This window comes from Streptomyces graminilatus, assembly GCF_001418565.1.
Taxonomy (GTDB): domain Bacteria; phylum Actinomycetota; class Actinomycetes; order Streptomycetales; family Streptomycetaceae; genus Streptomyces; species Streptomyces graminilatus.
Genome location: NZ_LIQQ01000355.1, coordinates 1 through 14,285 on the forward strand (window position 1 = coordinate 1; position 14,285 = coordinate 14,285).

A 14,285-nucleotide genomic window follows, 5' to 3' on the forward strand; every position below is an offset into this window, starting at 1 on the left:
GCGCCGGGCAACGGGGCCGCGGTGGAGGTCGTGCGGATCGCGACCGGCGCCGAACCGCAGGTGGCGGGCAAGCCCTTGCCGCCCATGCACCGGGAGACCGTGCTGCGGACCGGGGCCGAGCGGCCGCTGGTCGTCGGGGACCGGCTGGACACGGACATCGAGGGCGCGTTCAACGGTGAGGTCGACTCGCTGCTGGTGCTGACCGGAGTGACGGACGGTGCCCAACTGCTGGCCGCGCCGCCGCAGCACCGGCCCACCTATGTCGACGCGGACCTCAGGGGGCTGCTGACCGGGCAGCCCGAGGTGACGGAGACGGACGCGGGCGGCGGGTTCCGGTGCGGCGGCTGGACGGCCACGGCGGGGGAGGAGCTGCTGGAGCTGACAGGGGACGGGGAACCGCTCGACGGGCTGCGCGCGCTGTGCGCGGCGGCCTGGACGGCGGCGGGTGACGGCGTGTGCGCGTTGGACGGGGGGAAGGCGCTGGCGCGGCTGGGGCTGTGAGGTCGTGCGTCCCGGGGGAGCCTCGGGACGCACGACGAGGTGATGGCCAGGGGCGGCGCGAAGGGGCCGGCCCTGGTCGCCGTACCGCACGACCTGAATCACGCGGCCCGGTGCGCCGCGCACCTCGTCGTGCGCCGCGACGGCTCGGTCGCGGCGGAGTGTGCGTCGGGCGTGCCAACCGTGCGCAGGCCCGTGCGAGTGCGCGGCCCGTACGAGTGCGAAGGCCCGTACGAGGGTGACCGCGCGGGCTTCGCGCGGGTGGCCGGCGCGGGCGGCCGGAGGGGGGCTAGAGGAGTTTTCTGAGGCGGAACAGGTCCCGTAGGCCCGCTTCCAGTTTCACCCTGCCCGAGCCCCACGCCTTCGCGAAGTTCAGCTCGCCGGAGACCATCGCCACCAGGTCGTCGCCGGACATCGTGAGCCGGATCTCGGCCTTCTCCGGGGGCGGGCCCTGGACGGTGTCCTGTACCTCGATACGGCCGCCCCGCATGCGTCCCACGAAGGTCACGTCCAGATCGGTGACATGGCAGCTCAGCGAGCGGTCCAGGGCCGCCGCCTCGCGTACGTCCCCGCTCGCGCCCGCCATGTTGTCCGAAAGCTTGTCGAGTGCGCTGCGGCACTCCTCAATCGTCGCCATCGCGGACGACGGTACCTCAGCCGTTCGCGGTAGCGTCAGGGCATGAACGACTCAGTGCCCGTGGCCGAGGGCCCGGCGCGGACCCCGGTTCCGGTTTCGCCTTCGGATTCGGCTCCGGATTCGCCTTCGGAGGGGGTTCCGGACAGGGTTCCGGACAGGGTTCCCGAGGGGGCTCCGGGGACGGCCGTGGAAGCCGCCCCCGAGCCCGGGGCCGAGCCCGCCGCCCCGGCCCCGCTGAACATCCCCCGCGTCCCCACCGGCGACGCCGACGTCGATGCCCTGCTCGACCGGCTCGGGGACGCCGACCACCTCGCCACGGACGGACATGTCGAGGTGTACGAGGATGTACACCGGGGGCTGCGTGACACGCTCACCGCGCTCGACGCCCGCCCGGGACCTCCGGCGCCCCCGACGACGTACGACCGCAGGAGCTGAACCGAACGTGGCAGGAGTGGCACGCCGCCGCCTTGACGCCGAACTGGTGCGTAGGAAGCTCGCCCGCTCGCGCGAGCACGCGAGCCAGTTGATCGCCGCCGGGCGGGTCACCGTGGGCAAGACCGTCGCGACCAAGCCCGCCACCCAGGTGGAGACCGCCGCCGCGATCGTCGTGGTGACCGACGACAGCGACCCGGAGTACGTCTCCCGGGGCGGCCACAAGCTCGCGGGCGCGCTGGAGGTCTTCGTACCGCAGGGGCTGAAGGTCGGCGGACGGCGGGCGCTGGACGCCGGCGCGTCCACCGGTGGATTCACCGACGTACTGCTGCGCGCCGGTGCCGCACACGTCGTCGCCGTCGATGTGGGTTACGGACAACTTGCCTGGTCTCTCCAGAGCGATGAACGCGTCACCGTCAAGGACCGTACGAACGTACGCGAGTTGACGCTCGAAGCGATCGATGGGGAACCAGTGGATCTTGTCGTGGGAGATCTGTCCTTCATCCCGCTCGGTCTCGTGCTGCCCGCCCTTGTGCGGTGCGCGGCACCCGATGCCGATCTGGTGATGATGGTCAAACCACAGTTCGAGGTGGGGAAGGAACGGCTGGGCAGTGGAGGAGTCGTACGCAGTCCCGAACTGCGTGCCGAGGCGGTGCGCGGAGTCGCCGCCCGGGCCGGGGAGTCGGGGCTCGGGGTGCAGGGCGTGACCGCCAGCCCGCTGCCCGGCCCTTCGGGGAATGTCGAGTACTTTCTGTGGCTGCGGGCCGGCGCACCCGAACTCAACCCGGCCGATGTTGACCGTGCAGTGGCGGAGGGGCCTCGTTGAGCCAGACCCGGGATCGTACTGTTTTCCTGCTTGCCCACACCGGCCGGCCGGCCGCGATCAGAAGCGCCGAGCTCGTCGTCCAGGGGCTGGTGCGCTCCGGGCTCGGGGTGCGGATGCTCACGGCGGAGGCGGCCAATCTGCCGGTGCCGCCCGAGGTGGAGCTGATCGAGGAGGCCACCGCGCAGTGCCTCGACGGGTGCGAGCTGCTGATCGTGCTGGGCGGTGACGGCACGCTGCTGCGCGGCGCCGAGTTCGCCCGGGCGTCCGGGGTGCCGATGCTCGGCGTCAACCTCGGCAGCGTCGGCTTCCTCGCCGAGGCCGAGCGCGACGACCTCGACAAGGTTGTCGACCGGGTGGTGACGAAGGCGTACGAGGTCGAGGAACGGATGACCATCGACGTCGTCGTGCACCAGAACGGGAACATCGTGCACACCGACTGGGCGCTGAACGAGGCTGCCGTGCAGAAGGTGTCCGCGGAGAAGCTGCTCGAGGTCGTGCTGGAGATCGACGGGCGGCCCGTCACCGGGTTCGGGTGCGATGGCATTTGTCTGTCGACGCCCACCGGGTCGACCGCCTATGCCTTCTCCGCCGGTGGGCCCGTGGTGTGGCCCGAGGTGGAGGCGTTGCTGATGGTGCCGATCAGTGCGCATGCGCTGTTCGCGAAGCCGTTGGTGACCTCGCCCGACTCTGTGCTGGCTGTGGAGGTTCTGCCGCACATTCCGCCGGGTGTTCTGTGGTGTGACGGGCGGCGGACCGTGGAGTTGCCGCCCGGGGCGCGGGTGGAGGTTCGGCGGGGGGCCGTGCCGGTGCGGTTGGCTCGGCTGCATCATGCTTCGTTCACCGATCGGCTTGTGGCGAAGTTCGCGCTTCCCGTTTCCGGGTGGCGGGGGGCGCCTCACTGACGCCTGCTGTGGGGGGTGGCTTGGGCTCGTTGGCGGGTGCGGGTGCGTTGTGGTTGTTCGCGCAGTTCCCCGCGCCCCTGAGGTCGGTCCACTCCCCTGGGTGACATTGGTGGGCCGATCTTCTTTCGTTACCTGCGGGTTCTCTCATTCGAGGTGGGGGGCGTCGCACTTTGGTCTGTCGACCTCGTATGGTCGTCCTCGTGTTGGAGGAGATGCGGATACGGTCGCTCGGCGTCATCGACGATGCGGTGGTCGAGCTGTCGCCCGGCTTTACCGCTGTCACCGGTGAGACCGGCGCGGGCAAGACCATGGTCGTGACCAGCCTCGGGCTGCTGCTCGGTGGGCGGGCCGACGCGGCGTTGGTGCGGATCGGGGCCAGGAACGCGGTCGTGGAGGGGCGCATCACCGTGCCCCCGGGCGGTTCCGCCGTCCTGCGGGCCGAGGAGGCCGGCGCCGAGCTGGACGACGGGGCGCTGCTCATCAGCCGTACCGTTTCCGCCGAGGGGCGTTCGCGGGCGCATCTGGGCGGGCGTTCCGTGCCCGTGGGTGTGCTGGCCGAGCTGGCCGACGAACTGGTGGCCGTGCACGGGCAGACCGACCAGCAGGGGCTGCTCAAGCTGTCCCGGCAGCGGGCGGCGCTCGACCGGTACGCGGGGGACGCGGTCGCCGCGCCCCTCACCAAGTACGCGGAGGCCTACCGAAGGCTGCGGGCCGTCTCCGTCGAGCTGGACGAGATCACCACGCGCGCGCGTGAGCGGGCCCAGGAAGCCGACATGCTGCGGTACGGGCTCGACGAGATCGCCGCTGTGGAGCCCCGGGTCGGTGAGGACGTCGAGCTCGCCGAGGAGGCCGAACGGCTCGGGCACGCGGAGGCGCTGGCCTCCGCCGCGACCGTCGCCCATGCGGCGCTGGCCGGCAATCCCGAGGACCCCGAGGGCATCGACGCCGCCACGCTCGTCGCGGGCGCCCACCGGGCCCTCGAGGCCGTACGGTCGCACGACTCCGCCCTCGCCGCGCTCGCCGACCGGATCGGTGAGGTCGGCATCCTGCTCGGGGACGCCGCCGGAGATCTGGCCGGGTACGCCGACGACCTGGACGCCGATCCGCTGCGGCTGGCGGCGGTCGAGGAGCGGCGGGCCGCGCTCACCGCGCTGACCCGGAAGTACGGCTCCGACGTGGCCGGTGTGCTGGCATGGGCCGAGGAAGGGTCCGCGCGGCTGCTCGAACTCGACGGTGACGACGAGCGGATCGACGAGCTGACCGCGGAGCGGGACTCGCTCCGCGGTGAACTGGGCGGAATGGCGCAGGCGTTGACGGACGCGCGGACGGAGGCCGCGTCCCGGTTCGCGGACGCCGTGACCGCCGAGCTGGCCTCGCTGGCCATGCCCCACGCGCGCGTGTCGTTCGACATCAGGCAGACCGAGGACGCCGAGGGCATCGAGGTCGACGGACGTACGGTCGGCTACGGGCCGTCCGGCGCCGACGAGGTCGAACTGCTGCTCGCCCCGCACCCGGGGGCGCCCGCCCGGCCCATCGCGAAGGGGGCGTCCGGGGGTGAGCTGTCCCGAGTGATGCTGGCCGTGGAGGTCGTGTTCGCGGGGACCGACCCGGTGCCCACCTATCTGTTCGACGAGGTCGACGCCGGGGTGGGCGGCAAGGCGGCCGTGGAGATCGGGCGGCGGCTGGCCAAGCTGGCGAAGAGCGCGCAGGTCGTCGTCGTGACGCACCTGCCGCAGGTCGCCGCGTTCGCCGACCGGCAGCTCCTGGTGGAGAAGACCAACGACGGGTCGGTGACCCGGTCGGGCGTGAAGGTGCTGGAGGGCGAGGACCGGGTACGGGAGCTGTCGCGGATGCTGGCCGGGCAGGAGGACTCGGAGACGGCGCGGGCGCACGCGGAGGAGTTGCTGGCGGCGGCCCGGGCGGACGGCTGACCTTCGAACAGTTGACGTTTAGTGGGGTCTCTCTCACCCGTGTGAGTGACCCGCGCTCTCCTTCCATGGTTCGGAACACCCGTACGTACTGGCATCCTTGACGGAGCACGGAACACCCCGTACATGGAGGAAGCGGCGCGGTACACCCCTTCCGCCCAAACCTTCTGTACGTTTCTCCGTGTCCTTTCTTCGTGACCGCCCGATGCCGAACCAGGAGCCCCCGGCCACGTGAGCCCCGCGAGCAGCCACTCACCGCACGGTCAGTCGCCGCTGCGCACCGTGCAGGTGCTCGGCGGCGGCAACACCGGCAGCAGCGCGCATGTGCGTTCGCTGGCAGCGGGGCTCGTCGCGAGAGGCGTGCGGGTCACCGTGTGCGCCCCCTCCGACGCGGACAGCGCCTACGACTTCACGGGCGCCGGCGCCGAGCATGTGCCGATCCCACGCAGCAGCGACCCCGCCTCGGTGGCGGCGCTGCGCATGGCCTGTTCGAACGCCGACCTCGTGCACGCGCACGGGCTGCACGCCTCCTTCCGCGCCGCTCTCGCGCTCACCGGGCGCCGCACTCCGCTCGTCGTCACCTGGCACAACCGCTCCTACGCCGAGGGGCCGCGCGCCCATCTGCTGAAGGTGCTGGAACGGCGGGCCGTGAAGGCCGCCGCCGTCGTCCTCGGGACCTCCTCCGACCTCGTGGACCGCGCCAGGCGGCGCGGGGCCCGGGACGCCCGGTTGTCCGCCGTGGCGCTGCCCGCCCCGCGCGTGTCCCCGGGCCGGGACGAGTCCGACCGGTCCAAGACCCGGGCCGAACTCGGTGCCACGGACCGCCCGTTGCTCATGGCCGTCGGCACCCTCGACCGGCATCGCGGGTACGACGTCCTGCTCGACGCCGTACGCGCGTGGCACGGTCTCGATCCCGTGCCGCTCCTCGTGATCGCCGGAGAGGGGCCGCTGCGGGCCGAGTTGCAGGGCCGGATCGAGAACGAGGGGCTGCCGGTCCGGCTCATCGGGCGGCGCGACGATGTGAGCGAACTGCTCCTCGCCGCCGATCTCGCGGTGCTGCCCAGCCGTTGGGAATCGCGCTCCGTCCTCGCTCAGGAGGCCCTCCACGCGCGCGTGCCGCTGATCGCGACCGCCGTGGGAGGCGTACCGGAGCTGGTCGGGGACGCGGCCGAACTCGTCCCCTACGGCGACGCGGTGGCGCTCGGCAGGACCGTCGTACGGCTCCTCCGGGATCCCGAGCGCCGGGAAGACCTCCGGGAGCGGGGCGTCCGGCAGATCGCCACCTGGCCCACCGAGGACGAGACCGTCGCCCAAGTGCTCAGCGTCTACGACGAGTTCACGCAGCCCCGGCCGCTGACCTGACAAGCCGGGGTTCAGGCCACGTGTCTGCGGGCCCGTAGCGCCAGGCTCAACGCCAGTACCGTCTGCGGGTCGTCGAGGTCCGTGCCCAGCAACTCCCCGATCCGCGCGAGGCGGTTGTAGAGGGTCTGGCGGTTGAGGTGGAGTTCGCGGGCCGTCTCCGCCTTGCGGCCCGCGTGGGCCAGATAGGTCTCCAGGGTGGGCAGCAGCGGAGGCTTGGAGCGGTCGTCGTGGGCGCGCAGCGGGCCGATCGCGCGGTCCACGAAGGCCGCCAGGTCGGGCTGGTCGCGCAGCCGCCACAGCAGCAGGTCGATGTCCAGGCGCCGGGCGTCGTACCAGGGGCGGTCCGGCAGACCCTGGGCCGCCGTGGCCGTCTCCGCCGCGTGGCGCAGCCCCGCCGAGGCCGCCGCCCAGCCGCCCGCGACCCCGACCACCACGACCGGCGGCTGCGCGCCCGGACGCTGCATCCCGGCGCGTTCCACACCTGCCCGCAGCGCCGCCGCGACCCGGTCGGCGACCGCCGGGCGCTCCGCCTCCGCGCGCAGGCCCACCAGCAGCGGCACCCGCCCCTCGACCGGCCGTACGCCCAGCAGCACCGGCACGCCCACCGACGCCAGCTCCTCGGTGACCGCCCGTGCCAGCACCGCCCAGCCGCCGCCCGGCGAGACGGTGTCGCCGAGCCGCATCACCATCGGCAGGAGCGGGCCGGTGCCGGGCTTGAAGCCGAGGACGCGGGCCTGTGCGGGCGCGGCCTCCGCGTCGACGCGGCCCTCGGCGAGGTCGGTGAGGAAGTCGCCCCGGCCACGCGCCGCCAGCTCCTCCTCCTGGCGGGCCTGCATCAGGACGACGGCCAGGATGCCCGCGGCCCGCTCGGCGGCGATGCGGTGCACGGGGGCGAGGGGTTCCAGGACGGGCAGCAGGACCAGGCGGGCGCGGACCGAGCCGGTGCCGGGTCCGCCGCCCGGAACATCGACGAGTACGGAACCGGTGGGCGGCGGCGCGTCCTTGTGCTGGGAGCGCAGGCCCTCCCACACCTGGAGCGGCTCGGCGCCCTCGGGGCCGGCTCCGGCGGCGTAGAGGAGCCGTCCGTCCGGTGTCTCCAGGAACACCGGGTTGCCGCTGAAGTCGGCCAGGATGCCCAGGACCTGGGGAATGCCGCCGCCGCCCAGCAGGGCCTCCGTACAGCGCCGGTGGACCTCCTCGGCCCGCTGGAGCAGCGCGTAGTGGCCGTTGACGATCTCGGTGTGGATCTCCTCGGTGACGGCCACGAACGGCACCTCGCGGTGCAGTTGGACCAGGGGGAGACCGGTCGAGCGGGCCGTCTCGACGAGGGCGGCGGGCAGCCGCGTGAAGCGGGGGCCCAGCTCCACGACGAGCGCCGCGATGCCCCGCTCGGCGAGGGTGCGGACGAACGCGCGCTGCTCGGCCGGACGGGTGCCGAGCCCGTACCCGGTCGTCAGGAGCAGCTCCCCGCCCTTGAGCAGCGAGGCGATGTGCGGGACCTCGCCCGCGTGCACCCACCGCACGGTCCGCCCCAGCCGGTCGGCGCCCGCCAGGATCTCGGGCAGCCCGCCGCGCAAGCCGGGCAGTTCCAGCGCGCGCCGCACGGTGATGCCGGCGCCCCGGGTCTCGACACTGCTGTCCGTGCGGCTGTCCATGCAGCGGACGCTACCCGTACACACGTACACCTGACGACCTGCGCCTCGGCGGGATGCGCGGCCCGCCTACGCCGGAACGATGTTGTGGTTGAAGCGGAAGACGTTGTCCGGGTCGTACTGGCGCTTGACCGACGCCAGTCGGCGCGTGTTCTCGGCGCCCAGGCCGGCGATCACGCGGTCCGCGCCCTCGTCGCCGATGAAGTTGAGATAGACCGCGCCGGTGCTCCACGGCTGTACGCGGGAACGGACGTCGTGGACCCACTGGATGCAGCGCTCGTCGTCCGCCGGGTCCTCCCAGAGGCCGAAGGGGTGCACGGCCCAGCGGGCGTCCCGGTAGGGGACGGGGTACTCGGACGGGCCGTCGGCGATGGCGCCGCCGAGCGGGAACAGCGCGCTCTGGGTCCCGGTGGGCACCGGGAGGGCCTCCCCGAGGGCGCAGAAGACGTCCATGAACTCGTCGGGCGCGCCCGTCAGGTACTCCGCCGACCAGTAGTTCCGCAGGCCAGGCGGGTCGTCGAGCATGCACTGGAAGTCGGCGTACGGGATCGCGGTGACGATCTCCACCTCGTGCGGCAGCGCCAGCAGCGGCTCGGCGAGCTTGCGCATGTCCTCCTCGGTGCCCGCGTACGCGAGCAGCGCACCGCACAGCAGGTGTCCGACCAGATGCGGCGGGACGAACTCCTCGGGCGGGGCGGTGAGATGGATGACCCCGCCGCTCGCCTCGTCCGGGGCGGCCTCGATCAGGTCGCGGTAGGTGCGGGTGACGTCGCGGCCGAACTCGGGGAGGTAGAGCAGCAGCGCGATGGAGAAGGCGGGCAGTTCGTGCAGTCTCAGGGTGAGCGAGGTGGCGACGCCGAAGTTTCCGCCGCCGCCGTGCAGGGCCCAGAACAGCTCGGGGTTGTGCTCGGCGCTCGCGTGCACCTCGGTGCCGTCGGCGGTGACCAGGTCGGCGCCGACGAGGTTGTCGACGGCCAGGCCGAGGGAGCGGTCCAGCCAGCCGCTGCCGCCGCCGAGCACGAAGCCGGCGACGCCGGTCGTGGAGACCCGGCCGCCGGTGGTCGCCAGCCCGTGCGGCTGGGTCGCCCGGTCCAGGTGGCTCATCAGGGCCCCGCCCTGGACCCGTACCGAATGCGTCGCCGGATCGACGGTCACCTCGTGCATCCGGCGCATGTCGATCACCAGACCGCCGTCGTTCAGGCCCATGCCCGACACGCTGTGGCCGCCGCCGCGTACCGCGATGGTCAGGTCCAGGTCGCGGGCGAAGCGGACGGAACGGGTCACGTCGGTGTCGTTCGCGCACTGCGCGATCACCGCCGGGTGGCGGTCGATCATGGAGTTGTTGACGGTCCGGGCTTCGTCGTACCCCGGATCCCCCGGGGCGAGTACGTCGCCGGTGAGGTCCTCGCGCAGTGCGGTTAGGGCTGCGCCTGCCTTTGAGGGGGAGGCCATGGTGGTCCCCTTCCGATGCAGGGGATGGTGTGCGGTTCCAGCCTAGGCGTCCTGCCGGGGGAGCGCCGTTTGTGGGTGCGGCGGCGTCGTGGCTGGTCGCGCAGTTCCCCGCGCCCCTATAGGTGGGGGAGCGCGCCGTTTTCGGGTGCGGCGCCGTTGTGGCTGGTCGCGCAGTTCCCCGCGCCCCTAAGGGTGGGGGAGCGCGCCGTTTGTAGGTGTGGCGCCGTTGTGGCTGGTTGCGCCCGCGCGGCGGAGCCGCAAATGTCACAGCCCCGCGCCCCTCAAAGTGGGGGAGCGGGCCGTTTTTGGGTGTGGCGCCGTGGATGTCATAGCCCCGCGTCCCTTACAGGCAGGGCCCGGACCGTGTGTCGCGGTCCGGGCCCTGTCCTCGTGCGGTGTGCGGTGCGTCAGCTCAGCTCTGTGCGGCGCTGTCGCCCGTCTGCTTGGCGTCCTCGGCCGCGCGTGTCTTCTCGCGCAGCTTGCGCACCAGTTCCGCCTTCTGGTCGGCCGCGCCCTGGCGGTCGAGGTTGCGGTGCGGACCGTTGTTCTGCCGCTCGGCGCGGGAGAGCCTCTTGCGCTGGCCACCGCCCATGCCCACGGGGTTGTTGATGTTCTTGCTCACGGTCACGGGTTCTCCCGGCAATGATGTGAAGTGCTGATGCGGTCAGCCGCCGTACGCCCCCGAAGCAGTCAGCCTAAGGGCTGTGTCGATGAGCGGGACATGGCTGAAGGCCTGGGGGAAGTTGCCCACCTGGCGCTTGAGACGCGGGTCCCACTCCTCGGCCAGCAGGCCCAGGTCGTTGCGGAGGGCGAGGAGCTTCTCGAAGAGTTTGCGGGCCTCGTCGACCCGGCCGATCATCGCCAGGTCGTCCGCCATCCAGAACGAGCAGGCGAGGAACGCGCCCTCGTCGCCCGGCAGACCGTCGAGGTTCTCGTCGCCGCCCGAGGTCGTCGGGTAGCGCAGGATGAAGCCGTCCTCGGTGGACAGTTCGCGCTGGATGGCCTCGATGGTGCCGATGACACGCTTGTCGTCGGGGGGCAGGAAGCCCATCTGCGGGATGAGGAGCAGGCTCGCGTCCAGTTCCTTCGAGCCGTACGACTGGGTGAAGGTGTTGCGCTCCTTGTCGTACCCCTTCTCGCACACGTCCCGGTGGATGTCGTCGCGCAGTTCGCGCCACTGCTCCAGCGGGCCGTCCGCGTCGCCGGACTCGATGAGCTTGATCGTGCGGTCCACCGCGACCCAGGCCATGACCTTGGAGTGGACGAAGTGGCGGCGCGGACCGCGCACCTCCCAGATGCCCTCGTCGGGCTCGTCCCAGTGCCGCTCCAGGTACCGGATCAGCTTCAACTGGAGCAGGGAGGCGTAGTCGTTGCGGGCCAGGCCCGTCATGTGGGCCAGGTGCAGGGCCTCGGTGACCTCGCCGTACACATCGAGCTGGAGCTGGTGCGCGGCGCCGTTGCCGACCCGGACCGGGCCCGAGTTCTCGTAGCCCGGCAGCCAGTCCAACTCGGCCTCGCCCAGCTCCCGTTCGCCCGCGATGCCGTACATGATCTGCAGGTTCTCCGGGTCGCCGGCGACCGCGCGCAGCAGCCACTCGCGCCAGGCGCGCGCCTCGTCGCGGTAGCCGGTGCGCAGCAGGGAGGAGAGGGTGATGGCCGCGTCGCGCAGCCAGGTGTAGCGGTAGTCCCAGTTGCGTACGCCGCCGATGTCCTCCGGGAGGGAGGTGGTGGGGGCGGCGACGATGCCGCCGGTCGGCGCGTAGGTCAGGGCCTTCAAAGTGATCAGTGAGCGGACGACGGCCTCCCGGTAGGGGCCGTGGTACGTGCACTGCTCGACCCACTCGCGCCAGAACTCCTCGGTGGCGTCGAGGGACTGCTCCGGCTCGGGCAGCGCGGGCGGCTGCTTGTGCGAGGGCTCCCAGGAGATCGTGAACGCGATCCGGTCACCCGGCGCCACCGTGAAGTCGGAGTACGTCGTCAGGGACTTGCCGTAGGTCTCGGCGGTGGTGTCGAACCACACCGAGTCGGGGCCCGCGACGGCGACCGTCCGCCCCTCGTGCTTGTGCACCCACGGCACGACACGGCCGTACGAGAAGCGCATGCGCAGGGCCGAGCGCATCGGCACCCGGCCGCTGACGCCCTCCACGATGCGGATGAGCTGCGGGGCGCCGTCGCGAGGGGGCATGAAATCGGTCACTCTGACCGTGCCGCGCGGTGTGTCCCACTCGGATTCGAGGATCAGTGAGTCGCCCCGGTAGCGGCGGCGGGCCGCCGCGGGCGGTTGTGCGTCCGTCGCGTGCGCGGGACCGAGGCGCCAGAATCCGTGCTCCTCGGTGCCGAGCAGTCCCGCGAAGACGGCATGGGAGTCGAAGCGGGGCAGGCACAGCCAGTCCACTGTGCCGTCCCGGCAGACCAACGCGGCGGTCTGCATGTCTCCGATGAGTGCGTAGTCTTCGATGAGCCCGGCCACGTGCAACTCCAGTCGAACGGCCACGTCGCCCCCAAAGTCAGGAAAAAGGGGGTCTCGCTCTTGCGGTCAAGGGTTCGTTGTACTGCGTCGTTGAGCGGTGAAGCAAAACACCGATCGTCGCTCAACGGACTGACGAGCTCTCGTTGTTCCGGGGTTACGGGCGGGGGTGTGCCGTGTTGCCGGCCGGGCTCGGCAGCGAGTGTCCGAGGAGCATACGACGCACTCAGATGATCCGCGTGCCGCTCTGGACAACCCGGGTCCGCTGAACGAGTGAAGCTCGGGTGAGCGGGCACTGTTTCGGCTGAGCGCCGGACAAGGCGGTGGTGACTCGTGTACGGGGTGTGGCCCACCCGTGTGCGGAGCGTTACCGGAAGCCATCCCCCCGGGTCGCTGATACCCTGGTAGCCCGTGGACCGGTGGGCACGAAACCCCCGAACCGCAGCGACGGCTCCCCCAGTGAAAACCCGGAGAACTCCGGGCCGGGCGGTCGTACCGCACTCCAGACCGCGACCACGGGAGCCCCGCGTTGGCCATGACACCCGCTGCTTTTCGAAACAGCACAGCCACGACGACCAAGCACATCTTCGTCACCGGGGGTGTCGCCTCGTCGCTCGGCAAGGGCCTGACGGCCTCCAGCCTCGGCATGCTCCTCAAGGCGCGCGGACTGCGGGTCGTCATGCAGAAGCTCGACCCCTACCTCAACGTCGACCCCGGCACGATGAATCCCTTCCAGCACGGTGAGGTGTTCGTCACGCACGACGGCGCCGAGACCGACCTGGACATCGGCCACTACGAGCGTTTCCTCGACCGCGACCTCGACGGCTCGGCCAACGTCACCACCGGCCAGATCTACTCGACGGTGATCGCGAAGGAGCGGCGCGGCGAGTACCTGGGCGACACCGTCCAGGTCATCCCGCACATCACCAACGAGATCAAGCACCGCATCCGCCGGATGGCCACCGACGAGGTCGACGTCGTCATCACCGAGGTCGGCGGCACCGTCGGCGACATCGAGTCGCTGCCGTTCCTGGAGACCGTGCGCCAGGTCCGCCACGAGGTCGGCCGCGACAACGTCTTCGTCGTGCACATCTCGCTGCTGCCCTACATCGGCCCCTCCGGCGAGCTGAAGACCAAGCCGACCCAGCACAGCGTGGCGGCCCTGCGGAACATCGGTATCCAGCCGGACGCCATCGTGCTGCGCTGCGACCGCGAGGTCCCCACCGCGATCAAGCGCAAGATCTCCCTGATGTGCGACGTCGACGAGGCGGCCGTGGTGGCCTGCCCGGACGCCCGCTCGATCTACGACATCCCCAAGACCGTGCACCGCGAGGGCCTGGACGCCTATGTCGTCCGCAAGCTGGACCTGCCCTTCCGGGACGTGGACTGGACGACGTGGGACGACCTGCTGGACCGCGTCCACAACCCCGCGCACGAGATCAACCTGGCGCTGGTCGGCAAGTACATCGACCTGCCGGACGCCTACCTGTCGGTCACCGAGGCGCTGCGCGCGGGCGGTTTCGCCAACCACGCGCGCGTGAAGATCAAGTGGGTCACCTCGGACGACTGCAAGACCCCGGCCGGCGCCAAGAAGCAGCTGGCGGACGTGGACGCGATCTGCATCCCGGGCGGCTTCGGCGACCGAGGCGTGTCCGGCAAGGTCGGCGCGATCCAGTACGCCCGCGAGAACAAGATCCCGCTGCTCGGCCTGTGCCTGGGGCTTCAGTGCATCGTCATCGAGGCGGCCCGCAACCTGGCCGGCATCGAGGACGCCAACTCCACCGAGTTCGACGCGGCCACCGCCCACCCGGTCATCTCGACGATGGCCGAGCAGCTCGACATCGTCGCGGGCGACGGCGACATGGGCGGCACGATGCGCCTGGGCATGTACGCGGCCAAGCTCGCCGAGGGCTCCATCGTGCGCGAGGTGTACGACGGCAAGGAGTACGTCGAGGAGCGCCACCGCCACCGCTACGAGGTCAACAACAGCTACCGCGCCGAGCTGGAGAAGAAGGCCGGCATCCTGTTCTCGGGCACCTCCCCGGACGGCAAGCTGGTGGAGTACGTCGAGTACCCGCGCGACGTCCACCCCTACCTGGTGGCCACGCAGGCCCACCCGGAGCTGGGCT

12 protein-coding genes are annotated in these 14,285 nt (G+C 71.6%); 7 read left to right on the forward strand and 5 right to left on the reverse strand.

All coding sequences use genetic code 11. The annotated features are described in order from the left end of the window. On the forward strand, window positions 1-501 hold a 501-nt coding region (locus AOK08_RS28270), incomplete at its 5' end, for an HAD hydrolase-like protein (protein ID WP_157876836.1). Window positions 502-787: 286 nt separating this feature from the next. On the opposite strand, the gene AOK08_RS28275 is transcribed toward AOK08_RS28270, so the two are convergent. Continuing rightward, window positions 788-1,135: an SCP2 sterol-binding domain-containing protein gene (locus AOK08_RS28275; protein WP_055531270.1), complete on the reverse strand. Its 348-nt coding sequence runs from the start codon at window positions 1,133-1,135 to the stop codon at window positions 788-790. Between the two features lie 42 nt (window positions 1,136-1,177). On the opposite strand from AOK08_RS28275, the gene AOK08_RS47655 reads away from it, so the two are divergent. The 5 genes from AOK08_RS47655 to AOK08_RS28300 all read left to right on the forward strand — a co-directional run bounded on the left by AOK08_RS47655 (window position 1,178) and on the right by AOK08_RS28300 (window position 6,585). Continuing rightward, window positions 1,178-1,570 carry a hypothetical protein gene (locus AOK08_RS47655; RefSeq protein ID WP_241827117.1) on the forward strand — a complete coding sequence of 131 codons (393 nt, stop codon included), beginning with the start codon at window positions 1,178-1,180 and terminating at the stop codon, window positions 1,568-1,570. Window positions 1,571-1,577: 7 nt separating this feature from the next. Continuing rightward, a complete protein-coding gene (locus AOK08_RS28285; RefSeq protein WP_055531273.1) occupies window positions 1,578-2,393 on the forward strand; it encodes a TlyA family RNA methyltransferase in 816 nt (271 codons plus the stop codon). Next, a complete protein-coding gene (locus AOK08_RS28290) occupies window positions 2,390-3,295 on the forward strand; it encodes an NAD kinase (RefSeq protein WP_055531276.1) in 906 nt (301 codons plus the stop codon). Before AOK08_RS28285 ends, AOK08_RS28290 begins: the two co-directional genes overlap by 4 nt. A gap of 188 nt (window positions 3,296-3,483) precedes the next feature. After that, on the forward strand, window positions 3,484-5,226 hold the full coding sequence (recN, locus tag AOK08_RS28295) for a DNA repair protein RecN (RefSeq protein WP_055531277.1): 1,743 nt from the start codon (window positions 3,484-3,486) through the stop codon (window positions 5,224-5,226). A 228-nt stretch (window positions 5,227-5,454) separates the two neighbouring features. Further along, window positions 5,455-6,585: a glycosyltransferase family 4 protein gene (locus tag AOK08_RS28300; protein ID WP_055531279.1), complete on the forward strand. Its 1,131-nt coding sequence runs from the start codon at window positions 5,455-5,457 to the stop codon at window positions 6,583-6,585. 11 nt (window positions 6,586-6,596) lie between these two features. On the opposite strand, the gene AOK08_RS28305 is transcribed toward AOK08_RS28300, so the two are convergent. From AOK08_RS28305 to AOK08_RS28320, 4 genes are all read right to left on the reverse strand, one after another. Then, window positions 6,597-8,240 (reverse strand): PucR family transcriptional regulator, encoded by a 1,644-nt coding sequence (locus AOK08_RS28305; protein ID WP_055531281.1) that lies wholly within the window; start codon window positions 8,238-8,240, stop codon window positions 6,597-6,599. Between the two features lie 66 nt (window positions 8,241-8,306). Further along, a complete protein-coding gene (locus tag AOK08_RS28310) occupies window positions 8,307-9,689 on the reverse strand; it encodes an FAD-binding oxidoreductase (protein ID WP_055531283.1) in 1,383 nt (460 codons plus the stop codon). A 412-nt stretch (window positions 9,690-10,101) separates the two neighbouring features. Further along, window positions 10,102-10,317, reverse strand: coding sequence for a DUF6243 family protein (locus AOK08_RS28315; protein ID WP_198539420.1), 216 nt, complete (start codon window positions 10,315-10,317; stop codon window positions 10,102-10,104). A gap of 36 nt (window positions 10,318-10,353) precedes the next feature. Next, entirely contained in the window at window positions 10,354-12,159 is a 1,806-nt protein-coding gene (locus AOK08_RS28320) for a glycoside hydrolase family 15 protein (RefSeq protein ID WP_055531284.1), read from the reverse strand. A 532-nt stretch (window positions 12,160-12,691) separates the two neighbouring features. On the opposite strand from AOK08_RS28320, the gene AOK08_RS28325 reads away from it, so the two are divergent. After that, window positions 12,692-14,285, forward strand: a 1,594-nt coding sequence (locus tag AOK08_RS28325; protein WP_055531286.1) for a CTP synthase, incomplete at its 3' end; no start/stop codon positions are given.

Coding starts and splice junctions, on each gene's coding strand:
- AOK08_RS28275 (WP_055531270.1), bottom strand. CDS start 1,135: ATGGCGACGATTGAGGAGTGCCGCAGCGCACTCGACAAGCTTTCGGAC.
- AOK08_RS47655 (WP_241827117.1), top strand. CDS start 1,178: ATGAACGACTCAGTGCCCGTGGCCGAGGGCCCGGCGCGGACCCCGGTT.
- recN (WP_055531277.1), top strand. CDS start 3,484: ATGGTCGTCCTCGTGTTGGAGGAGATGCGGATACGGTCGCTCGGCGTC.
- AOK08_RS28305 (WP_055531281.1), bottom strand. CDS start 8,240: ATGGACAGCCGCACGGACAGCAGTGTCGAGACCCGGGGCGCCGGCATC.
- AOK08_RS28310 (WP_055531283.1), bottom strand. CDS start 9,689: ATGGCCTCCCCCTCAAAGGCAGGCGCAGCCCTAACCGCACTGCGCGAG.